Consider the following 23594-nt stretch of genomic DNA (forward strand, 5'->3'; position numbering starts at 1 on the left):
GAAACCTGCCCCGGCAGTCGACAGTTGATATAAGACATTCAGCTCTGCGAACGTAAGCATCTTGTCCTCGAAGAGGTTCGCGATGGTCGCGAGAACGATCTTCGCCGCCGTTACCGCAAGCGGATCTAGCTCAAATCCGGCATCCTCAGTCGGCTCGATGCAATGCTGTCCATCCATTGCGTTGCTCCTTGTCATAAGGGGCGCTGGCGCTTTCGGCTGGGCGACCCGGAGAAGAAAGGTCGCCGGTCCCGATTTTTTCAGCATGCGGAACCTTCCTTGCTTCTGCTCCTCTTTAAGTTTTCCATGCTTGCCATTTCGCTCCTCGCCGAGAAGTTTGGCCCCTTCGACAATTCACCCGTTCTGCAAGCATATGCTCGCCACAAGGCAAGAGGCGTGGCTTCACCCCATGCGCTCTGCAAGAAAGATCACTTCTGCCGGTTGCCGCAATCCGGTTACAACAACTGACACCTTCAATTTTCCGTCAAGCGCATCGTCGAACGTCGCGCCGACAACGATATTGGCGTCGGCATCGATTTCTTCACGCACGCGAGTTGCTGCTTCGTCCACTTCGAAAAGGGTCCTATCCGGTCCGCCGGAAATCGAGACGAGCAACCCCTTCGCTCCTCCCAGCGACGCATTGTCGAAAAGGGGATTTGCAATCGCTGCTTCCGCAGCGGCTCTGGCGCGGCCCTCACCAGCCGCTACACCGGTGCCCATCATTGCTCGACCCATGCCGCGCATCACTGACTTTACGTCGGCAAAATCGAGGTTGATCAGCCCTTCCTTCACAATCAGATCGATAACCGAGCCAACGCCTGCGTAAAGAATCCGATCCGCCATTTCGAAGGCATCGGCGAAAGTTGTCTTCGCATCGGCCACACGGAATAGATTCTGATTGGGAATGACAATGACCGTGTCAGCGCTGTCGCTGAGACGCTCAATGCCTTGCTGGGCTGCCCGCATTCGATGCGTGCCCTCGAAAGCAAATGGCGTGGTAACAACGGCAACCGTCAATATCCCCGCCTGGCGGGCGGCGCGAGCGATGACGGGTGCGGCCCCAGTTCCAGTTCCGCCCCCCATGCCCGCGGTCACGAAACACATATGCGTCCCAGCCAGATGGTCCATGATCTCATCAATCGTTTCCTCGGCCGCTGCATGTCCGATTTCAGGAAGCGAACCGGCGCCCAGCCCCTCTGTAACGGTGAGACCGAGCTGGATAAGCCGCGACGCTTTTGACGTGGAAAGAGCCTGTGCATCGGTGTTCGCTACGATGAATTCTGCGCCCTCGAGCTTCTGCGCGATCATGTTGTTCACAGCATTTCCGCCGCCACCGCCAACGCCAATGACCGTGATTCTTGGCTTTAGCTCAACGATGTTTTGCGGAGTGACTATTGTTGGCCTCATAGTGGATCGACCTCCTTAGCAGCGACACAGTCTGACTTGGTTGTGAGGACGAGAATTCGCATCAGCGAACGGAGGTTGAGCGGTCAGGGCTGCCCTCAGCCCAGCGTCGGAATATTGCGCTGGCATTGACCCCTCCGAAGCCGAAGCCGTTGGATATTGCGTATTCCATCTCCACCCGTCGCGCCTTGTTCGCGACGAAATCGATACCGTCGGCTTCCGGATCGGGCGAATTCAGGTTCAAGGTCGGTGGTGCTATCTGGTTGCCGAGCGCCAAAATCGTGAAGATAGCTTCCAGCCCTCCTGCCGCGCCAAGCAGGTGTCCCGTTGCTGATTTCGTCCCGCTGACAGCAATGGTATTGTCGGAACCGAAAACACTCTTGATGGCCCTGATTTCACCGAGATCTCCGACCGGCGTGGACGTCGCGTGCGCGTTCAGGTGACCGATTTCACGCGGGTTTATGCCAGCCTGCGCAATGGCGATCTCCATCGCTCTGCACGCACCGTTTCCGTCCTCGGGACCGGAAGTAATATGATGGGCATCGGCTGTGGTACCGTATCCGACGAGTTCGGCAATCGGGGTGGCGCCGCGAGCGAGCGCATGGCTCAGGGCTTCGATGACCAGGATGCCAGCTCCTTCGCCCATGACAAAGCCATCCCGCATCATGTCAAAGGGGCGCGACGCCCGGCTCGGCGTTTCGTTGAAGCCGGTCGAAAGAGACCTGGCCGCAGCAAATCCACCGAGACTGACGATATTCATGCAGGCTTCCGTTCCGCCACATATGGCAATATCGGCCTCGTTTGAACGGATAAGTCTGGCCGCATCGCCGATCGCCTGGACACCGGCCGCGCATGCTGTCACCGGCGCACCGAGGGGGCCTTTAAAGCCGAAGCGGATCGAGACCTGTCCTGCTGCAAGGTTGACGAGAAACGATGGAATGGTGAAAGGTGAAAGACGGCGGACACCGCGTTGATCGACGGTGCGAACCGCTTCGGTTATCGCGGGAAACCCCCCGATGCCCGAAGCGATGATCGTCGCTGTTCGTAGCCGGTCATCATTCGAAAGCGGCTTCCACTTCGCTTGAGCAACCGCTTCTTCAGCGGCCGCCAATGCGAAGAGGATGAATCGGTCGACCTTGCGTTGATCCTTCGGAGCCATGACCTCATCGGGATCGAAACCTCCTTCGGAGTCTTCAGCGATGGAGGGAACCACCCCCCCTATTTTGGACGGGAGGTCTCCGACGACATCGTCCCCCAGCCGCCGAATACCGCTCTGACCCGCAAGAAGGCGCGACCAAGCGATATCGACATTCGCTCCAAGGGGGCTTACGGCTCCCATTCCCGTTACAACGATTCGACGCATATAATTTCCGCCTGTCTTCTCATTACAATAAAGTGCGTGCACCTCGGGTTTACCAGCCGGCGAAGCAGCCGGTACCATGTCTCGAAACATGCAGTTTCGCGGGGCCAAAACGCTATTCGGCCTGAAGATCAACTCGACCAGGTCATTTCCATCGGACAATTGAACCCCGTAATTCCTTTTGGATGACAGCCATCGCCTCAGGCGCCACCGTCACCACTTGCAATGCGTCTGACTTCACCAGCCGCAGCGTCAAGGATGCCTTGCGATAAATTCTCTTCCTCAATGAGGCGGGATAGCGTGACGGCACCTACCATCAGGGACAGTATCGCCATTGCCTTGCCGCTGGGATTGGAGCCTTTTGCTTCGTGCATCAACTCATCCAGCACCTGAAAGTGAGCCCGAATCCCGTCCTCGAACGGGCGTCGAACCTCTTCAATTTGCCGCGCCGCATCCGCGCCCAACGCCACCAAAGGGCATCCGTCGGACTTCTCTCCACGATGGTCCTGGGAGAGGTAGAACTCCATGACCGCTTCGAGTGGATCAGAGCTTTTGGCTGCCGCTGTCGACCATCTGCGTGTGGCGCTTTCCATCGCACGTCTTGATGCCAGGGCAGCAAGATCGTCCTTTGACGAGAACTGCTTGTAGAATGCGCCTTGCGTCAGGCCGGCACCTTTCATCAGATCCTTCAGCCCGATCCCATCGAAACCATGCTCGCGAAACAGACGGCTTGCGACGTTGATCACCGTTTCGCGATTTTCTTCTGCCTGTGCACGGGTGACTCTCATTTCGGTCTCCGATTAGATTTCGTTGGACATCTATATATCAAATAGAGTTAGATCGCAATCTAATTCATCTGGATCATTCGTCAAGAAGAGAACTCAAAAATGAAACGCAAACATGTCCTGACTTTTGTGGGTGTGGCGGGAGCAGCGGCAGCCGCCGTCGCCGTTTTCCTCAGTTTCGAAACGACCGAACGGAAAGCCGAGGCCGCCGATCCAAGGACAGTTGCACCACTGGTTAGGGTGGCAGAGGCGAAGGAGACAGGAGCGGCGGAACGGCAGTTCACCGGTACGGTCGCGTCCCGCGTTCAGAGCAACCTCGGATTTCGCGTTCCCGGTAAAATCATACAGCGAATGGTCGATGTGGGCCAACAGGTGAGACAGGGCGTGCCCCTAATGCGGATCGACGAAACGGATCTTCAACTGGCCCTCACGGCCAAGCGCAATACGGTCGTCGCAGCGCGGGCTGTCCTGGTCCAGGCACAAGCCGACGAGAAACGCTATGCGGCGCTGGTGAAGAATGGGCTGGCTGCCACGCCACAAAGATATGAACAGGCCAAGGCTGCACTCGACACTGCCACGGCGCAGCTTGCCGCGGCTGAAGCGGATGCCAAGGTCGCAGAAAACGGAGCCGCATACTCAGTTCTGCTTGCGGACTCGGATGGAACCGTCGTTCAGACTCTTGGAGATCCTGGGCAGGTCGTGGCAGCAGGCCAGACGGTTGTGCAACTCGCCCAAGCCGGACCGCGCGAAGCTGTCGTCTGGCTCCCCGAGACGTTGCGGCCGGACATAGGATCGGAAGCGGAGGCCAGTGTTTACGGAAGCAGTGCTCTTAGCGGCAAGGCTCGCCTGCGTCAGATATCCGACGCTGCCGATCCCCAGACCCGCACTTACGAGGCACGCTATGTCCTAGATGGCGCCGCCGCCATTGCTCCGCTGGGTTCGACGGTGACGATCAAAATCCAGGACATGGGCAAGCAGTCCGAGGTTGCTATTCCTGTCGGCGCCATCCTGGACGACGGTGGCCGGACCGGCGTGTGGGTTGTCAACGGCACCCCATCTACGGTGACGTTCACCCCGGTCAAAGTCCAGCAGATCGGCGAGGAGACGGCATTTGTCACAGGGATTGGCATTGGACAGCAGATCGTAGCCCTCGGCGCGCATCTTCTCGACAATGGCACGACCGTCAGGATTGCCTCGCAGCAAGAGGTGGCAAAATAATGAGTTTCAATCTTTCCGCCATCGCTGTTCGAGAACGCGCCATTACGTTATTCTTCATTGTTCTTCTGGCTGCCGCAGGGGCGTATGCCTTTATCAAGTTGGGACGCGCCGAAGATCCCTCCTTCACCATCAAGACACTGACCGTTACTTCAGTTTGGCCGGGCGCCACCGCGCGTGAAATGCAGGATCTTGTCGCTGAGCCACTTGAAAAGCGCATCCAGGAACTCACTTGGTACGACCGGGTCGAAACGACAACCCGGCCCGGCTATGCCTACCTCACAGTGACGCTCAAGGACAATACTCCGGCAAGTGCAGTCGAAGACGAGTTCTATCAGGCACGCAAGAAGCTTGGCGATGAGGCTCGAAATCTCCCGCCCGGCGTCATCGGTCCCTTTGTCAATGATGAATATTCCGACGTGAGCTTCGGCCTTTACGCACTGAAGGCGAAGGGGATGCCGATGCGCGACCTCGTTCGGCAGGCCGAGGTCATCCGCCAGGATCTCCTGCATGTTCCCGGCGTCAAGAAAATCAACATCCTGGGAGAACGCCCCGAACAGATCTTCGTCGAATTTTCCTATGCCAAGCTCGCGACGCTGGGAATATCGGCAACCGATATCGCCGCAGCGTTGCAGAGACAGAATACCGTTACACCGGCCGGCTCCATCGACACGCGTGGGCCACAGGTCTTTATCCGTTTCGACGGAGCCTATAACAGCGTGCAGGCGATTGCCGACACGCCGATCGTGGCGGCTGGACGGACACTGAAGCTTTCCGATTTAGCGGATGTGCGGCGCGGCTATGAGGATCCCGCAACCTACATCATTCGCCACGAGGGTGAGCCCACAATCATGCTGGGCGCCGTGATGCAGCAGGGCTGGAACGGCCTTGAGCTCGGCAAGGCGCTTGAAGCGCGATCTGCCGCGATCGCGCAGACACTGCCACTGGGCATGACGCTTACCAAAGTCAGCGACCAGGCTGTCAACATCGAAGAGGCGGTCGGCGAGTTCATGCTCAAGTTCGCCATGGCGCTTGGCGTAGTGCTGTTTGTAAGCCTGATCGCACTCGGCTGGCGTGTCGGCATCGTTGTGGCGCTCGCGGTACCCCTGACGCTCGCTGTCGTCTTTCTCATTATGCTGGAAACCGGCCGTTTTTTCGACCGAATCACGCTCGGCGCGTTGATCCTTGCGCTCGGCCTTCTCGTGGATGACGCCATCATTGCCATCGAGGTAATGGTGGTGAAAATGGAGGAAGGCATGGACCGTATCGAGGCGGCCGCTTATGCTTGGAGCCATACGGCGGCGCCGATGCTATCCGGCACCCTCGTCACGATTATCGGGCTAATGCCGGTTGGTTTCGCCAGATCGACCGCAGGTGAATATGCCGGCAACATCTTCTGGGTCGTGGGCTTTGCCCTGATCGTTTCCTGGATCGTCGCGGTGACGTTTACCCCTTACCTCGGGGTGAAAATGTTGCCTGACATTAAGCCAGTCGAGGGCGGTCACCACGCCATCTATGACACGCCGAACTACCGCCGCCTGCGCTCCTTCATCGAGTTCGCGGTTCGCCATAAATTCATGGTATGCGCCGTGGTCGGCATCACCATGGCCGTTTCGGTTGTGGGGATGGGAAGCGTGAAACAGCAGTTCTTCCCGACATCGGATCGGCCAGAAGTGCTGGTCGAAGTTCGCATGCCCGAGGGCACGAGCATCGAAACCACGACGGCCGCAGTGGAGAAAGTCGAAGGCTGGCTGAAAACTCAGCCGGAAACAAAAATCGTCACCAGCTATGTAGGGCAGGGCGCTCCACGCTTTTTCTTCGCCATGGCGCCAGAATTGCCCGATCCTGCCTTCGCCAAGGTCGTCGTGCTCACCCCTGATGCGCATGCGCGCGAGGAACTGAAGCATCGTCTTCGTGCGGCTATCTCGGAGGGGCTCGTTCCGGAGGCGTCCGTTCGTGTAACGCAGCTTGTATTCGGGCCTTACACGCCGTTCCCCGTCGAGTTTCGGATCATGGGACCGGATCAGGACGAACTCTACAAGATTTCCGAGCAAGCCCTCGCCATTATGAAAGGCGTGCCTGATGTCCGCCAGGCCAACCGGGATTGGGGCAACCGAACCCCTGTGCTGCGGTTCGTTCCGGATCAGGACAGGCTCAATCAGATTGGTCTCTCTCCCTCTGAGGCAGCCCAGCAGATGCAGTTGCTGCTCAGCGGCATTCCGGTCACCCAGGTACGCGACAACATCCGAAACGTCCCCGTTGTCGCCCGCAGCGCCGGTGAAAACCGACTTGATCCGTCAAGGCTGGGCGATTTCTCGCTGATGAGCAGGAATGGTCGTCAGGTGCCACTCGATCAGATCGGACATTCCGAGATCCGGTTTGAGGAGCCGATCCTGAAACGTCGCGATCGAACGCCGGTTATCACGATAAGATCCGATATCAACGAGGCGACGCAGCCCCCTGAGGTCTCACAGCAAGTCATGAAGGCACTTCAGCCGCTGATCGCATCGCTTCCCGTCGGGTATCGCATCGAAATGGGCGGCAATATCGAGGAATCGCTCAAGGCCAATGTCGCACTGGTCCAGATATTCCCGGCCATGATTGCAGCCATGTTGATCGTCATCATCCTGCAGGTTCGCAGCCTGTCAACGATGACCATGGTCATGTTGACCGGGCCCCTCGGGCTTGCCGGGGTGGTCCCGACGTTACTTCTGTTCAATCAGCCCTTCGGCTTCAACGCCATTCTCGGGTTGATCGGACTTGCGGGTATCCTGATGCGCAACACGCTGATCCTGACAGAGCAGATCAAGGAGAACCAGGCTGCCGGTCTCGACGATTATCACGCTGTCATTGAAGCGACTGTGCAGCGGACGCGCCCTGTCATCCTGACGGCGCTTGCCGCGATCCTGGCCTTCATACCTTTGACCCATTCGGTGTTCTGGGGATCGATGGCCTATACACTGATTGGCGGAACGGCGGCAGGCACGGTCATGATCCTGCTCTTCCTTCCGGCACTTTACGCTGTGTGGTTCCGGATCAAGCCGACGAGAGAGGAGAGCCACGGAGACACGATTGAAGAGCTGGAGCCACCGAGGGCAACGGCCGCTGAGTAGCGTTCCGTGTTCAAGACGTCGCGCCGGTTTTTCACGGGCTATTTCCCGTGCTTACCGATGCCCGTTAGAGAAGCGGATCACCGGCAAAAATCGGAGACGTCCAGGAACGTCGATTGGTCAGAAACCTCGCGCTGGAGACGCTATGAGCCACCGTACCCGTATAGAGATTGACGTCGACCTCTTTCGGGAGCGGATTCTGGATGTAGCGGAAGAGCACTTTCGCCGCATCGGTTACCAAAAGACATCGGTGGCTGACATTGCATCCCGCCTCGGAATGAGTAGCGCCAATATCTACCGTTTTTTTCCCTCTAGGGCCGCAATCAACAGGTCGATCTGTGACCGCTTCTTCGCGGAAACTGCTCAGTGCGCAGATGCAATCGCACGGATGCAGACGCCGGCTCACGAGAAGCTCGTAGATCTTCTGAATATCCTCCACCAGAAAAGGAAAACGACGTTCATCAAAGAGAAGCCGGTCCACGATCTGATCGTCGCAGCAACGGAGGAGAACTGGGCAATCATCAGAGCCCATAGTGACCAGATCGTGGTGATCATCGAGACGATTGTTCGCGAAGGGATGGACGCACACGAGTTTGATGTTGAAGATGCCGCGCAATCCGCCCGGAGTATAATGAACGCCTTCATGCCGTTCTACCACCCCATTCTGGTCGAGCAGGGAGTCCAAAGCGGCGAACATACCGAGGTGGGCCTGCGTGACCAAATCCGTTTTATATTCAGAGCTCTCCGCTGTCCTGACTAGCATTGTCCGCTAGATGCAACCGAAAATATGACTTCGTCTCGATTGCAACCACCGGGATAGGTTTTATCTTGCGACCAACATGTAACTGCAGTGGAGCTTGGTTTGAAAGGAAAGAGGACGGATCTGAGGGGGCAAATTGCGGCATAGCTCGGTCCTTGGATGTCATAGGGGACCGGTGGTCGCTGCTGATCGTCTGTGCCGCGATCCGAGGGAAACAGCGCTTTGGTGAATTCCAAGAGAGTCTTGGCCTTGCGAAAAATATCCTGTCGGTCCGTCTGAAGAAGCACGTGGAAGGCGGCATTATGACGACATGATCAGAGCATGAAAGCTGTCATTCCGCTGTCGGCCCCGGATCTACCACGGGAAATCATTTCCCACTTTGGATGCAGATCAGTCTGACATCGACGACGCCTACGGGTGGGATGCTGACAGTCAGCTTATTGTCGGAGGTACCACAAAACAGCCAGTGGGTTAGACGACCTCACCTGTGACCTCACCCATGCACTCCGTCTTGACCCCCGAGCAGAGCGGTCCGACAAGATAGACCATGGCAACACACCTCTGATTGGCCTCGCCTTGCGGCCTTGAGCGAAGCGCAGTCCTGCACGACACCGCAGCTTCCTGAAAGCAGATCTTGCTGGCGATCACGCTGGAGGTCGTCGTTGCTCCGGCACTGGCTATTGCTCTTCCTCTGTGCAAATGGCGGCAACAGGTTCAAGATCGGACATTAATCACCGTCATTGTACAACACCGGCCTTGCGTAGCCCCTCCACGACGAGCTCGAAATCGGCGGGGTTCCTGAAGGGCAAGACTTTGCGACGGTATTCCAAGGAGTAGTCGGGATTGACGCGCAGCACCTCTTGCCACGTCGCGCGAGCCTCCTCGAAACGGCCGAGGTGCCCGTAACAGGCGGCCAGAAGCGCGCGCGAGACATCGGTGACGGGGTTGCGGCTCACGCGCTGCAGCAACGGTTCGACGGCCTCTTCGTACCTTCCCAGTTGAAACAACGCCAAGGCCTGAAAGTGGAGAACGACATCGGGAAAGTACGGGTTCAGGACCCTCGCCCGATCGAAATAGGCGAGTGCCTCCTCGGATCTGCCTGAATAGATGAGTGCCTCGCCGAGGCTGACCTGCCCTTCGGCGAAGTTCGGATTGAGGACTATCGCACGCTCGGCCTCGCTGATGGCTCCATCGTGCTGTCGCGAGTAAAGCTTGACCAGACCCAGTGCCCAGTGTGCCACGGGATCGCTATCATCCCGCGCTACCGCCATCGTCGCAGCCTCTTCGGCTTGCTCGATCGAGCGCTGCGGCAACGCGCTCCACCGGTTCAGGTAGTCGAGCCCGTGGGTAAGGGCGAGGAAGGCGTGCGCTGAGGCGAAGTTCGGGTCTAGCTGGGCGGCACGTTGCAAAAGGTCGCGGGCGTCGCTGTTCGTTTGCTTCGTCAACCGGTGCCACAGCTCTCGGCCACGCAAGAAGCAGTCATACGCCTCGGGGTGCCGGGTCTGCCCCGGCGCAAGTCTTTGCCGATCGCCCTCTGTCAGGTTGACCGCCAGCGCGCCGACGATCTGCTGCGTGACATCGTCCTGAACCGCGAATATGTCGGTGAGGTCGCGATCGAACCGCTCCGCCCATAGATGCCCGCCGGTGGTCGCGTCGATGAGCTGCGCGGTGATGCGTACCCTGTTTCCCGATTTGCGTACGCTGCCCTCAAGTACATGCCGCACGCCGAGCTTCGTGCCCACCTCCTGCACATGGACGTTCTTGCCCTTGAAAGTGAACGACGAATTGCGAGCGATGACGAAGAGCTGCGACAGCTTCGATAGCGCCGTGATGATGTCTTCCGAGATGCCGTCGGCGAAGTAGTCCTGTTCGGCGTCACCGCTCATGTTGGCGAAGGGCAGGACGGCGATCGACAGCTTCGGCGGTGCTGCCGTCGCCGGTTGGCTCGTCGCGGTTTCCGAGGTCGCGGCTAACTTGGTCCCTGCGCTGCCGACTTGCAGCGAATAGACCCGGATCGGCTCAGCGATGTTCTTGAGCTGCGTGCTGCCGAGATCGCTGACCGAGAGGTCGAGCCTCGCCTTGACTTGGCGATAGGCATCCTCGGACAGGCAGATCGCGCCGGCCGCGGCGACGCCCTCCAATCGCGAGGCGATGTTGACGCCGTCGCCCATCAGATCGCCGTCGCTTTCCTCGACGACGTCGCCCAAATGGATACCGATCCGGAACTCAATGCGACGGTCCTGCGGGACGCCGTCATTGCGCTCCACCATACCGTTCTGCACCTCAATGGCGCAGCGCACGGCGTCCACTACGCTGCGGAACTCGACCAGCGCACCATCGCCGGTGCGCTTCACCACCCGGCCATGGTGCACGGCGATCGTCGGATCGATGAGATCGCTGCGCAGTGTCCGCAACCTCGCCAGGGTGAGATCCTCGTCGGCGCCGGCAAGCCGGCTGTACCCAACCACGTCCGCGGCCAGGATTGCAGCCAGCTTTCGGTTCTCGCTCATGGCGCAGTCTCCTAGTTTCCACGATAGCAGGGAGACAGAGGGCAAGAAAGAACTTTTAGCCGCTGCTCAAAGCGATCTTGGTTGAGATCGAGTTGGCCATGGCTCATGGGACGCAGCCGACGTTGTGACCCCACGCAACGACTGCTCTGTCATGCTCCCGGCCGTGCAACGCGGTCGTCCGAAAGCCCACTCAGGGTCAGGTCACGACGATGTCCGCACCCACCCGAATGTCCGCTCTTTGAATATCCGCAGCCTGCAGTTGCCAGTCTGCTTCCGGCCCCAGAGCTGTCAATCAATCAAGAACGCGGTTGGCTTTCAGAGAGGCGCCGAGAAGCTCGACTGTGATTGCCGGCCGCTCCTCGGGGAAAACGTGGCCGCCTGATATTGGTTGCCCCAGCACGTCGTTGGCCCAGCGACTCCACAAGCCCAGTGGCCCGTCCGCATTATCATACCAGTTCGCAAGGCCTCCTTGATCCCCTCGCTGGTCCAGCCCCAAGGGTTCATTCCAAACCCGGCCCAGTTCCGCGTGGAAATAACAGCAGAACAGCCAATGCCCTCGAAACAGTGCTATTAGGTCTTCGACCCAGATGGGGCTTCGACCAGCGTCGTTATTTCGCCCGCGCCCATCGATACCGGCTCGGATGGCAAAAGCGTGAAACGTTCGATAGGCCCGACCAGCAGCCAGTAGCTGACAACAGCGCAGATCACATGGAGGCCGACATAAAGCAGAGCGCCATGAAACGAGCCCGTGCCCTGGATGATATAGCCGATGGCAACCGGGGTAATGATGCCACCGACACTGCCCGCAGCATTGAATAGTCCCCCGGTCAACCCGATTGCCTCTTTCGGCGCCGTGTCTGCGACGACTGTCCAGCCGAGCGCCCCAAATCCTTTTCCGAAGAAGGCTGAGCACATGATCGCCACCACGATAAAATTGACCTCGGTGTAATTGCAGAGAATGATGCTCGCACTCAGACCCAGCCCAAGAGTGATCGGTATTTTGCGGGCGAGGCTCAATGAGCCGGTCCGGCGAAGCAGCCAATCGGAAAAGAAGCCTGTCGTCACCCCGCCGATGCACCCGAAGATCGCCGGCAGTGAGGCGACAAACCCAGCCTGAAGCATCGAAAAATGACGGGCTTCGACGAGGTAGCTTGGAAACCAGGAGATAAAGAAGGTCGAGAGCGACGCGATGCAATATTGCGCCAGAAAGATTCCAACTAGCATCCTGTTTGTCAGAATCTGCTTGATGGCCTGACGAGTTGCAAGCGGCGGCGGCGCATCGGCTGCCGGTTTCGCACCGACCTCCGTCAAGGCGCCGCGCGACTTGATGTAGTCGAGCTCGGACCGCGTAACGCGCGGATGTTGGCTGGGCGCGAAATATGTCAGGCTCCAGACAATGGCAAGCACGAGGCCCAGACCGCCCATCACCGAGAAGATCGATTCCCAGCCGAAATAGTGGTAGAGAGCGCCCATAAGGGGCGTGAACACCGCCAAAGCCAGATACTGCGCCGAATTGAAAATGGCGCCGGCAACGCCGCGTTCATCGGAGGGAAACCAAGCCGCTATGATGCGCGCCGAGGCGGGTGCAACCGGGCCCTCCAGAAGCCCGAGTATAAGACGCAGAATGAACAAGGCGACAACGGGAAAGGCGATCCAGCCAACACCGCTGACCAAGAACACTGTCGCCGACCATCCGGCAAGCGACACCAGAATGGCAGCCTTCGCCCCCGTACGGTCGACCAGCCAGCCGGACGGCACTTGCGACAGAAAATAGCTCCAGGAGAAGGCGGAGAACAACCAGCCCATGTTGACAGGGGTAATCCCCAGGTCTCGCGCAATTCCCGGTCCAGCCACGGACAGCGTCGCCCGGTCGCCGGTACTCAATGCAAGAACGATGGTAATCAGCGCAAGAACGATAAATCGCTGGTAGCCGGATCGAACGGGCTCGCTCGGTTTCATAGTATTCCCTCCCATAACAGCCCTGTTTAAGGGCGTTGACGATCTTCTCTCCCGCAAGATCGCTCGCGAATGCGATGTCACATGTAAGCTGTCGACCCATCCGGCCTGCTTGGGACCTTGCGCTCCCAATGCACGTAGCGGTCGGTTTTGAGATATTCCTCATCGACCTCGACGCCCCAGCCAGGGCGGTCCGGCCGCAGCTCGAGGTGACCGTTCCTGGGCACATAGGGATCAAGGACGTAATGGGCGTCACCCATGGTCTGGCCGCGAAGCAGCCTTGTGCCGTTGGAGGCGGCCGTCTGGTTCGGCAGGCGATATTCAAGGATGCGGAAATTCGGCTGAGACGCGCTGAAGTGCAGGTTCACCGCAGTGGCCAGCGGACCCATTGGATTGTGTGGGGCGATCGTCACGTAGTGCGCCTCGGCGATTGCGGCAATCTTGCGCATCTCGAGGAGGCCGCCGACGACGCAGATGTCAGGTTGAATGATGTCGCAGCCGCGGACCTGCAGTAGACGAAGGAACTCAAAACGGCTGTAAAGGGATTCACCCGTGGCGAGCGTACATTTGAGCTCCCGATGAAGCTCGCCCCAGGCTTCGAAATTCTCTGGTCGGATCGGCTCTTCGAAAAACAGTGGGTCGTAGGGAGCAAGGGCATTGCCGAGCTGGACTGCTTGGCGCGGTTCAAAGATCTTGGCGTGGGCATCGAAGGCGATCTCGAAGCTGCTGTCGACCGTCTCGCGAAGCTCGCGAAAGTACTCTGCGCTTGTCCGCACCACTTCGCCCCACCGGTTGGCATGGATGTCGATGCGATAGGGGCTGAGCTTGAAGGCGGAAAAGCCCCAGCCCTCGTTCAGAGCCGCCATTTCGTCGCGGGCGTGGACAGGATCGGGAGCCGTATAGACCCCTGCATAAACCTTCACCCGATCACGCGCATTGCCGCCGAGCAGCAGGTAGACGGGCACGTTCAGCGCCTTGGCGGAGATATCCCAAAGGCAATGGTCGATGGCGGAGATAGCCGCCAGCCCCAAGGCGCCCGGTGGGAAGCGCGACTGCTGCATCAGCAGCTGGATGAGATATTCGATACGGCGCGGATCGTGGCCGGCAATAAAAGTAGACAGGTATTCAAGTATCGGAATGAGGGCCCTGTCAGGACCGTGATTGTAGCATTCTCCCCATCCGGTGATCCCGTCATCCGTCCGAATGGACAAGAGGACGCGTGGGCGGTCCTTGTCCCTGGACATGAACGCCTGCACGTGTTCGATTTTCATGCGGTTCTCCTCTCAACCCTTTTTTGACGAAGTCCGTCGCTAGCTCGCGTGCGCGAGAGGCTTTGAAACCGGCCATTCCGCCAGAAGTGTCGAAAGCCTCCCATCCGCTTCTGCGGACAGAGGCCAAGCTGCAGGCACACGCGGCGGCCCGCAATCCTGTCCGAGCAACTTCAGCGCCGCCTTGACGACGGAGACGTTTGCACCATTGCGCTCATCGGCTCGCAGCGCCTCGAAGGCTGACATGCCCCTGATCAGCGCGTTAGCGCCGCTAAAGTCGCCGTTCTCTAAGAGGGTGTTGATGGCGACGGATCGTTCCGGCCACACGTTGATCAATCCAGAGGTAAACCCTCTTGCGCCGACGGCGTAGAACGCCGGGGCCCAGACTTCCGCAAGCCCGCCGACCCAAACGATAGATGGATCGCTCGCCTGCATCGCTTCGCTGAGGCGGAGCGGAGACGCTGACGCCCATTTGACGCCGACCACGTTCGGGATCGCACAAAGAGCCGAAATGGCATCTGGTCCTATTCCGTCATCGCGGAGATAGAGGATAACGGGAAGACCCTGGCCTTCTTCCGCAATCTTCGCCACATAGGCGACGACGCCGCGGGGAGATACAAATGGATCCGGCGGCTGGTGCACCATAAGTGCTGACGCACCCGCGATACGGGACGCTTTGGTCAGTGCAAGCGCGTCCTGAATGCCGCGGCCCACCCCGGCGACAAGTGGAAGGCGGCCATCAACAATCTCCGCCGTCGCGTGTACCATTGCCTCGGCTTCAGCCGTTGTCAGGCAGTAGAATTCACCGGTGTTGCCATTCGAAACCAATGTTCCAACATCTGCCGCGACAGCCCGATCGACGATCGGGGTCAAGCGTTTAGGAGCTATGCGATCATCTCTGTCGAACGGCGTGACGAGAATCCCGGACACACCGCATAACGCTTTTCTCAATGACGTGTTGACTTGGTCCATATTGTACTTCCATCTAATGCTGCGTGACGAACGCCTAACATGTAATTTATATTTACAAGTTTGCAGACAAGTCAAGGGCGCGATAAGACTATCATGTTCACACCAATACAGGCGGCAAACGAGGAACAGGTGGCTGGTCTGATTTTCACCCCACAGAGAAAAGAACGTTTAGGTGACAAGCTTTACGGGCAGATTCTCCAGCAGATCGTGTCCGGGGTTTTGCGCGAGGGCGATCGACTTCCCTCCGAAAATCAGATGTGCCAGTTGTTCAACGTGTCCCGTCCCGTCGTCCGCCAAGCTCTATTGCGTTTACAAGCTGATGGTCTTGTCGCACCTCGTCAGGGCGCTGGCACCTTTGTTCAAAAGCGGCCACCCGAAGGCCTCACACGTTTTGCCGAGCCGTCAGACGTCTCTGAAATGCTACGCTGTGTGGAACTGCGGATGGCTGTTGAAAGCCAGGCTGCCGCATTGGCAGCGCTTCGTCATACCGCTTCTCAGCTTGCCGACCTTGAAACCGCCTTGAATGCCTTCAGGACGGAGATGAATACGGGCAATCTGGCGGTTTCCGCGGACTTTGCATTTCACCATGCGGTTGCGGCTGCGAGCGGCAACGTTCTCTTTTTACAGGTGCTGCAGACACTGCATGGTCTTATCGAACGCGGAATGACTGTGGCGCTCAGCCTCACACGCGAGGGCAGCCCAGAGCGTGCCAAGCGCGTGTTTGACGAGCATTATGCGATTTACAGGGCGATCGAGCAGCGAGACATGCAAGGCGCCGAACTTGCCATGCGTTACCACCTAGACCGTCTGAGGCAGCGGGTAACCGATAGCCAGAGAGACCGCTGACTGCTTTCGGTTACATGATTTTTGTTTATCGAGCGCGGGCGAAAGTCAAAATTGGGCATCGTAAAGTTAACGGGCTCTAATCGACACCGGGGGGTAGGGTTGACGATTCGATGTATTACGATCCCGAGCATTTCTTAAATGCCGGGGTCGCCACCTTGGCGGCTCTTGCTTCATCACATGGCCCTCAGATCGTTTCCTTCCAGGCGAGCAGCGCGGCGGCTCGCGCCTTATCGGTTGGAGCTTGAGGGTGCTCGGGGCTATAGCTCTGGCGCATTATTTTCTCCTGCATGTCCCCTGTTTCGGCACCTGGTGGATCAAGAACGCAGGCGGCAGAGAAAAGATGCATGTGGATGGAAAAACTCACGGCTCGACCTTTAGGGTGTGACTGCCTTGACAGCGATTTCATCGAGCTGCGCCTGCGTGAACTGCTCCGATAGACGCGCCGGATCCTTGTTGGCACCTCACGCACCTTTGCCTAGCCGCTCGCAGGCACAGCGGGAGGCTTTGGCGAGTTGCGATCCGCGCTTATTCGGGGCATGGTGGAGCCGGTAACGACAAGATTGATCCAGACTTCATGTTCCAGCCATTCGATCGCCTCTTGCGCGGACTGCTTCGAAAACAACACACCCAAATGAGAGGCCGGGACTGTCGTTGGCCTTCGCGATTGAAAGGCCAAGGAGCTTGCACGCACCAGCCTGACGACGCCGAATCGAAGCGTCGATCACTGGCAGGAAGGCGAGCTCAGGGACTTGAAAGCCAGCCTGCGGTATGACTGGCCGTTCCTGCGCACGGTGTGCACCTCGGTCCCTTTCGGGCGCATAAATGTTCTTCGCAGATGCTGGGGGTGGTGGGTGAGCGGAACGGAACTTTCGAAGATTGCCAGAGCGTCGTCCGTAGGACCCTATCGGCTTCCCGAAGGCGAGCTTGGCAGCAAGCTGTCGGGCCGCACGATATTGATCTTCATCGGAGTGGCGGTCATTCTCCGCCTCGGCCAGGAGATATTCGTACCGCTCGCGCTGTCACTGCTCCTGGCGTTCACGCTTGCTCCGATCGTCTCGTTTCTTCGCAAACGATCCGTACCGAAGATCGCCGCAGTTCTTCTCACCGTCGTGTCGGCCTTCTGTGCGATCGCCGTGTTCAGCATCGTCGTGGCGACGCAGGTGACGAACCTCGCAGAGAACATCCCGACCTATCAGAGAAACCTCGTCGACAAGGTTCATTCGCTGACCCAGGCGGGCGCCGGCAACGGAATCCTGGACCATCTGAGCAAGGCCGTTGAACGCGTCGGCGCAGAAATACAGACCCGCGCCGTTGAAAGCCAGACGCCGCCGACCGGCCAGACGCCGACGATCCAGAAGCCGATGCCCGTCGAGATCGTGACGCGCTCCGATCCAATCCAGACGCTGGGCAATCTGCTTCTGCCACTCATCAGCCCGTTTGCCACGGCCGGTCTTGTCGTCGTGCTGGTGATCTTCATGCTTCTCGAGCGTGAGGACCTGCGCGACCGGTTCATCAGGCTGGTCGGCTTGGGAGACCTCCACCGAACCACCGCCGCGCTCCAGGACGCAGGCAAGCGGGTGGGAAGATACCTGCTGATGCAGTTGGTGGTGAATACTCTTTACGCCGTTCCGATCACCATCGGTCTCTGGGCGCTCGGAATCCCGAATGCCATTCTGTGGGGCTTGCTGACGCTGGTTCTGCGCTTCGTACCGTATATCGGCGCGATCATAGGCATGATCCTTCCGCTGTTCCTGGCCCTCGCCATCGCGCCCGGTTGGTCGCTCGTTGTCTGGGTCGGCGCGCTCTATCTGACGACCGAGCTGGTCAGCAACAACGTCGTCGAGCCTTGGCTCTATGGGGCGCATACCGGATTGTCGCCGTTGGCGATCATCATCTCCGCGATCTTCTGGTCGTGGCTCTGGGGGCCGCTGGGCCTGATGCTCTCGACGCCTTTGACCGTCTGCCTCGTGGTGCTTGGAAGACATGTTCCGCAATTCGGGTTCCTCGACGTCCTGCTCGGCAACGAACCGGTGCTGGAACCGCACGAGAAGCTTTATCAGCGTCTTCTGGCCGGGGATCCGAACGAAGCATCTGACAACGCGGAAGAGTTCCTGGAAGAGGAGTATCTCGTGGACTATTATGACAAGGTGGGAATGCCCGCGCTTCTGCTGGCGGAACTCGACCGTCAGCGCGGCGTGATGTCGGAGAGGCAGATCGAGCTGGTCGCATCTAGCTCCCTGGCCTTGGTGGAAAACCTGTCGGACATTGCAGACGAAGAGGAGGACGAGGAAGAGACCGCGCCGCAGGAAGCTCCAAAGACCGAGGCCGAACTCGAGCTTCCCGATGGTCAGGGCCGTTCGATCCTTTGCATCGGCGGACGCGGCGGTTTGGACGACGCCGCCGCCGCCATGCTCTCGCAGGTGCTGGAGGTTCAGGGCGCCACCGCCACCATGGCATTGCATTCGGACCACGCTGTGCGGGGATCACTGGCATTGCCCATGGACGGCGTGGATACGGCGATTGTCACGTTCCTCAACGGCAATTCGAAATCCCGTGCCCGCCAGATCGTTCGCCGCCTCAAACGCCTGAAGCCCGCCCTTCGTGTCGGCATTTTCCTGCCAACCGCGAACGGCCAGGATTATGCCCAGATCGATCCCGAGGAGATCGGCGCGGACTTCGTCGCGACCTCGATCACCCAGGCTGCCCATTCCGGCTTGAGTTCGTCCACGCCGGTAAGCCTCAAGACCGTGGTGCATAAGATCGCCCGCCGAGGATCACCCTCCAGCAAGCGGTCCGAGGCGTCGATCTGAGGAGTTCCGACGATCGGGCAGGCCCTGCGCGCACGCCGGCTCTGCCGCCAATTCTCACCGACCAGATCGCTTCCGCAATCCTGGCAGGGCGAGCGCCTACTTCTGCATCCGTCGCTGCGACCCTATCGCCTCGGTGATGACTGTCGCCACCGGTTCGTGAGAGACGTTTTCGACATCTGGAAGCTTCACGACGAGTTCGGTCTCGAACTGTCGGAACTCGCAAATGCTATCGCACAAAAACTGGTGTTCCGTGGCCGCGACGCTGAAAATCTGGAGGCTGCCATCCGAAGGAAAGAATGCCATCCGAAGGAAAGAAGGCAATCTGCGAGCGACCTGGGCAACGCGACTCGGTCCTCAGATGGGTGTCACGCCCCCGGCAGCTGACATTTCGGACTCGGGATGTCGTTGTTGAGGAGGATGTCGATCCCGCCGAGGGCGTCCGGCACGGGGGGCATTGGCGCATCTGTGGACCCGTTTTGGGCGGTCTTGCTAGCCACCAGTAACGTTCATATGCCGCGCTATAGCCGGGCGATTCTGGGTTCTGTCGATGATGAAGTCATGTCCTTTGGGCTTGCGGCGAATGGCGCCATCGATGGCGTTCGACAAGGCCGCAGGATCGTCAGTCGAGCGAAGGACCTCGCGCAGGTCCACCGCGTCGGTCTGGCCGAGGCACATGTAGAGTGTTCCGGTGCATGTCAGCCGGACGCGATTGCAGCTTTCGCAGAAATTGTGCGTCATCGGGGTGATGAAGCCGAGCTTGCCGCCGGTTTCCGAGACCCTGGCATAGCGAGCGGGACCGCCGGTGCGAAACGGGATATCCGTGAGCGAAAATTGCTGTTCGAGGCGTTTGCGAAACATGGAAAGCGGCAGATAGCGATCGGCCCGGTGCTCGTCGATTTCGCCCATCGGCATGGTTTCGATAACGGTCATGTCCATACCGAGTGCGTGCGCCCACCGCATGATATCCGGCAGCTCTTCCTCGTTGAAATTCTTGAGGGCGACGGCGTTGATCTTGATCCTGATGCCGGCTAGACGCGCCGCCTCGACGCCTTCCAACACCTTGGCGAGATCGCCCCGCCGCGTGATCTCGCGAAACTTTTTCGGATCCAACGTGTCAATCGAGACGTTGATCCGGCGAATACCATTGGCGGCGAGTTCTGCTGCATAGCGCGAAAGCTGCGATCCGTTGGTGGTGAGCGTGAGTTCTTCCAGCTCACCTGATTTCACCCGGGCGCCAAGTTCGCGGACCAGATGCATGATATTCTGCCGCATAAGAGGTTCGCCGCCGGTCAGTCGAATACTACTCACGCCCTTGTCGATGAAGGCTACGCAGAGCCTTTCAAGTTCCTCGAGCGTCAGCAGGTCTTTCCTTGGCAGGAAGGTCATGTCTTCCGACATGCAGTAGGTACAGCGGAAATCGCAGCGGTCGGTGACCGATACGCGCAGATAGGTGACCTTGCGCCCGAAAGGATCAACAAGCGGAGAGGGCTGGGGCGTGGCGAAAACGCGATGGATTTCAGCCATTGTCGAGAGCCCTTTTCGTGCTGGTCGCTGCAATATCGGCCAGGACGGACAGCGCAATCGACGACGAATCCCGTCCTTTCGGGAAGATCCCGATCGGCGCTTTTATCCGGCCGATGACTTCGTCGCTAAAGCCTAGGGATCGCAATTCGCGATATCGCCGCTGATGGCTTCTGTAGCTGCCGAGCGCGCCGATGTAGAAGGCATTGCTTCTCAGCGTCGATGTCAAAAAGGGAATCTCTCGGTCGACATCATGATGCAGGAGAACGATGGCCGTGTCCTGATCGCAGGTCTCTATCTGGTGAAAATCCGAATGGGAGGGGTCGATGATCGCTACGTCAAAGCCCGCAGCCGCCGCCAGTCTGGATGTGGTCACCACCTCTATCGAGCGCCCCCAGAATATGATGCGGGTCTGCGGCAGATAGGGCCGAATAAAATTTTCCGCTTCCCAGCGCGGTGTTCCTGATCCGGGACCAGTCTCTAGCATCCCGATGTGCGGTTTGAAGTTCATGCTGATGCGCTCGCGAACTGCCAGCCGCTCCAGAACTTCGTCCAGAACATGCGTGCCCTGAAGTCGATGCAGATGGATTGTCAAGCCGCCACCGCAAGGCAGTTGCAGATCGAAATATGAGGAACCGGCGCCAAACAGGACGAACCGGTCGTTCTCGGTCCTGAAAGTTTCAAGCGTTTCCGCGGCCAGGGCCTGCTCGATACATCCGCCGGAAACGTAGCCACAATACAGGCCATCATCGCGGATTGCCATCTGCGTACCGAGTGCACGGGCCGCGCCACCTCGGATCTCCACGAGTGTCGCCAGGATGCAATCGAACCCATCGGCTATCGCTTCGCGGGCGAAGCGCAGTATTCGCTCGGAAGAATCGGTCATCTCGGCCGGTCGAGGGTCAAAGGGGTTTGTCGGGGTCCTTTCAAGCATGTCGATCCCGCCTTCTTGCGTTGGTGGTGCCTGCTGGGCTGGAGAGTGCATTGACCAGATCGGCGAGCGAGGTGAGATTGTGAATTGGGCGGAACTCGTCGACATGCGGCAGCATGGCCTTGATGCCGGCGGCACGCGGTTCGAAGCCGTCAAAGCGCAACAGCGGATTGAGCCAGATGAGACGCCGACAGGAGCGGTGAAGCCGGTCGATCTCGGTTCGCAGGCTTTCGATATCGTCGCGTTCGAGGCCATCGGTCAGCAACAGAACGGTGGCGCGCTGTCCCAGCACTCGCCGCGACCAGAGGCGGTTGAATTCCCGCAGCGTGGTTCCGATCCGCGTCCCGCCAGACCAGTCCTTGACCAGCGCCGCGCACTCGTCGAGCGCCTGGTCCGGATCCCTCAGTCGCATCTGGCGCGTGACATTGGTTAGCCTCGTGCCGAACAGGAAGGTCGATACCCGCCTGCGACGCCTGGTGAGAATATGGAAGAAATGCAGGAAGATGCGCGTGTACTGGCTCATAGAACCGGAAATGTCGGCCAGGACCACGAGCGGCGGCTGGATCTCGCGGTGTTGGCGGAAGGAGGGAAGCATGAGGTCGCCGCCGCTGCGAAGGAAGGTCCGCATGGTTGCCCGCGGATCGATCCTGCCGGCATTGGATCGTTCATAGCGGCGGGTCTTGATGCTGTCTGCGGGCAGGGTGATCTTCTCCATCGCCTTCTTGGCCCGGTTCATCTCGGCGAGCGACATCTGTTCGAAATCGAGGGTGCGCAACATCTCGCCGGATGATGTGGTGAAGCGCGCGTCCACTTCCTTTTCCGGCGGCTGCGGCTTGTCCGGAGGGCGGCGACGGCTCTCCATCAGCGCATTGCTGGCGCGTGTACGCCCCGGATTGGCCTTCTGATCGCGCGGTGTGCGCGGCGAAAGCGGATCCATCAACTGCTTGATTTTCCTGATCTGCTCGGGCGAGATCCAGAACAGCGAAAACACCTCGTCAAACAGCGCCATATCCTCGCGTCGCGACACCAGCGTGGCCCGCAATGCCGCCTTGAATTCCTCCCGGTCGCCGATGCCTATGGCCTGGACAGCGAAAATGGCGTCGACGGCAGAGCCCGGGCCGATCTTCAATCCGGCAATCCTCAGCGCCCGCACGAAGTGGACGATGTCGTCGGCGAGTAGGCCGTCTTGAGCTTCCGGCGTTTCGGCGGGATCCGCGCCCATGGTCAGATCGCTGCCGATGGCTGGGCTGTAATTGCCGCGACGACATCCTTGCCTTCCGGACCCCGGATGCGGGCAATGTCCTCCTGGTATTTCAGCAATGCGCCAAGCGTTGCCGAAACGGTCTGCGGATCAAGGGCAATCTGGTCGAGTTCAACCAGTGCATTTGTCCAGTCGATGGTCTCGGCAACGCCGGGATTCTTGAATAGTTCCATCGTCCTGAGCTTCTGAACGAAGGTGACGATCTGGGCCGAAAGCGTCGCATGACAGAGTGGGGCCTTTCGGCGGATGATCTCAAGTTCCTGCGCGGCATCAGGGTAATCAACCCAGTGATACAGACAGCGTCGCTTGAGAGCATCGTGGATTTCGCGTGTCCTGTTGGTGGTGATGACGACGATCGGCGGCTCGTCTGCCTGGATTGTGCCCAGTTCGGGAATCGTCACCTGAAAATCGCTGAGGACTTCGAGCAGGAAGGCTTCGAACGCCTCGTCGGCGCGGTCGAGTTCGTCGATCAGGAACACCGGCGCTTTGCCGCCAGGAGACGACAGGGCCTGCAGCACCGGCCGCCGGATCAGATGTTTTTCGGAAAAAATGCCGGCTTCGATATGCGAGCGATCGGAGAGGCCGGAGGCTTCCGCCAAGCGGATATCCAGCATCTGCGCCGGATAATTCCATTCATAGACCGCGGAGGCGATGTCGAGGCCCTCGTAACATTGCAGCCGGATCAGAGGACGGTCGAGCGCCTTGGCAAGCACTTTGGCGATCTCGGTCTTACCTACACCGGCCTCGCCTTCGAGAAATAGCGGCCGGCGCATCTTCAAAGATAGAAACAGCACCGTCGCGAGTGTCTTGCCTGCCAGGTAGTCGTGGGTGGTAAGAAGGGTGATCGTCTCGTCGATCGATTTCGGAATATTGGCCGGCGTGGTCATG

17 protein-coding genes are annotated in these 23594 nt (G+C 59.0%); 6 read left to right on the plus strand and 11 right to left on the minus strand.

Annotated elements, in window-relative coordinates:
• Positions 1-399: 399 nt before the first annotated feature.
• The 3 genes from ftsZ to AB4Z52_RS28250 form a co-directional block, all read right to left on the minus strand.
• The gene (ftsZ, locus tag AB4Z52_RS28240) at positions 400-1404 is read right to left on the minus strand and encodes a cell division protein FtsZ (protein WP_442221196.1); all 1005 of its coding nucleotides are present in this window, start codon (positions 1402-1404) and stop codon (positions 400-402) included.
• 61 nt (positions 1405-1465) lie between these two features.
• The gene (gene fabF / locus AB4Z52_RS28245; RefSeq protein ID WP_442221197.1) at positions 1466-2764 is read right to left on the minus strand and encodes a beta-ketoacyl-ACP synthase II; all 1299 of its coding nucleotides are present in this window, start codon (positions 2762-2764) and stop codon (positions 1466-1468) included.
• A 197-nt stretch (positions 2765-2961) separates the two neighbouring features.
• Positions 2962-3549, minus strand: coding sequence for a TetR/AcrR family transcriptional regulator (locus AB4Z52_RS28250; protein ID WP_442221198.1), 588 nt, complete (start codon positions 3547-3549; stop codon positions 2962-2964).
• 99 nt (positions 3550-3648) lie between these two features.
• Here AB4Z52_RS28250 and AB4Z52_RS28255 point away from each other — a divergent pair, with 99 nt between their 5' ends.
• From AB4Z52_RS28255 to AB4Z52_RS28270, 4 genes are all read left to right on the plus strand, one after another.
• Complete coding sequence (locus AB4Z52_RS28255) at positions 3649-4764, plus strand: efflux RND transporter periplasmic adaptor subunit (protein ID WP_442221199.1); 1116 nt, start codon at positions 3649-3651, stop codon at positions 4762-4764.
• Positions 4764-7874 carry an efflux RND transporter permease subunit gene (locus AB4Z52_RS28260; RefSeq protein ID WP_442221200.1) on the plus strand — a complete coding sequence of 1037 codons (3111 nt, stop codon included), beginning with the start codon at positions 4764-4766 and terminating at the stop codon, positions 7872-7874. Before AB4Z52_RS28255 ends, AB4Z52_RS28260 begins: the two co-directional genes overlap by 1 nt.
• A 142-nt stretch (positions 7875-8016) precedes the next feature.
• Entirely contained in the window at positions 8017-8631 is a 615-nt protein-coding gene (locus AB4Z52_RS28265) for a TetR/AcrR family transcriptional regulator (RefSeq protein WP_442221201.1), read from the plus strand.
• A gap of 155 nt (positions 8632-8786) precedes the next feature.
• A complete protein-coding gene (locus AB4Z52_RS28270) occupies positions 8787-8945 on the plus strand; it encodes a winged helix-turn-helix transcriptional regulator (protein WP_442221202.1) in 159 nt (52 codons plus the stop codon).
• A 423-nt stretch (positions 8946-9368) separates the two neighbouring features.
• Here AB4Z52_RS28270 and AB4Z52_RS28275 read toward each other — a convergent pair whose 3' ends face one another.
• The 4 genes from AB4Z52_RS28275 to AB4Z52_RS28290 form a co-directional block, all read right to left on the minus strand.
• Positions 9369-11141 (minus strand): adenylate/guanylate cyclase domain-containing protein, encoded by a 1773-nt coding sequence (locus AB4Z52_RS28275; protein ID WP_442221203.1) that lies wholly within the window; start codon positions 11139-11141, stop codon positions 9369-9371.
• Positions 11142-11711: 570 nt separating this feature from the next.
• Positions 11712-13100: an MFS transporter gene (locus AB4Z52_RS28280; protein WP_442221204.1), complete on the minus strand. Its 1389-nt coding sequence runs from the start codon at positions 13098-13100 to the stop codon at positions 11712-11714.
• Between the two features lie 77 nt (positions 13101-13177).
• Positions 13178-14368, minus strand: coding sequence for a mandelate racemase/muconate lactonizing enzyme family protein (locus AB4Z52_RS28285; RefSeq protein ID WP_442221205.1), 1191 nt, complete (start codon positions 14366-14368; stop codon positions 13178-13180).
• Between the two features lie 39 nt (positions 14369-14407).
• A complete protein-coding gene (locus AB4Z52_RS28290; RefSeq protein ID WP_442221206.1) occupies positions 14408-15337 on the minus strand; it encodes a dihydrodipicolinate synthase family protein in 930 nt (309 codons plus the stop codon).
• A 93-nt stretch (positions 15338-15430) separates the two neighbouring features.
• Here AB4Z52_RS28290 and AB4Z52_RS28295 point away from each other — a divergent pair, with 93 nt between their 5' ends.
• Together AB4Z52_RS28295 and AB4Z52_RS28300 are read left to right on the plus strand one after the other, a co-directional pair.
• The gene (locus AB4Z52_RS28295; protein WP_442221207.1) at positions 15431-16183 is read left to right on the plus strand and encodes a FadR/GntR family transcriptional regulator; all 753 of its coding nucleotides are present in this window, start codon (positions 15431-15433) and stop codon (positions 16181-16183) included.
• Positions 16184-17034: 851 nt separating this feature from the next.
• Positions 17035-18993, plus strand: coding sequence for an AI-2E family transporter (locus AB4Z52_RS28300; protein WP_442221208.1), 1959 nt, complete (start codon positions 17035-17037; stop codon positions 18991-18993).
• 489 nt (positions 18994-19482) lie between these two features.
• Here the strand turns inward: AB4Z52_RS28300 and moaA are convergent, their stop codons facing one another.
• Genes moaA through AB4Z52_RS28320 form a run of 4 tightly spaced genes read right to left on the minus strand, consistent with a single transcriptional unit; the run spans position 19483 to position 23593 of the window.
• Complete coding sequence (gene moaA / locus AB4Z52_RS28305) at positions 19483-20517, minus strand: GTP 3',8-cyclase MoaA (protein WP_442221209.1); 1035 nt, start codon at positions 20515-20517, stop codon at positions 19483-19485.
• Positions 20510-21400, minus strand: a complete 891-nt coding sequence (locus AB4Z52_RS28310; RefSeq protein WP_442221210.1) for an XdhC family protein — start codon at positions 21398-21400, stop codon at positions 20510-20512. Before AB4Z52_RS28310 ends, moaA begins: the two co-directional genes overlap by 8 nt.
• Before the next feature lie 40 nt (positions 21401-21440).
• Positions 21441-22667, minus strand: a complete 1227-nt coding sequence (locus AB4Z52_RS28315; protein ID WP_442221211.1) for a vWA domain-containing protein — start codon at positions 22665-22667, stop codon at positions 21441-21443.
• 2 nt (positions 22668-22669) lie between these two features.
• Positions 22670-23593, minus strand: a complete 924-nt coding sequence (locus AB4Z52_RS28320) for an AAA family ATPase (RefSeq protein WP_442221212.1) — start codon at positions 23591-23593, stop codon at positions 22670-22672.
• Position 23594: the final 1 nt, after the last annotated feature.

It is taken from the genome of Rhizobium sp. 2YAF20 (assembly GCF_052114685.1).
Lineage (GTDB): Bacteria > Pseudomonadota > Alphaproteobacteria > Rhizobiales > Rhizobiaceae > Rhizobium.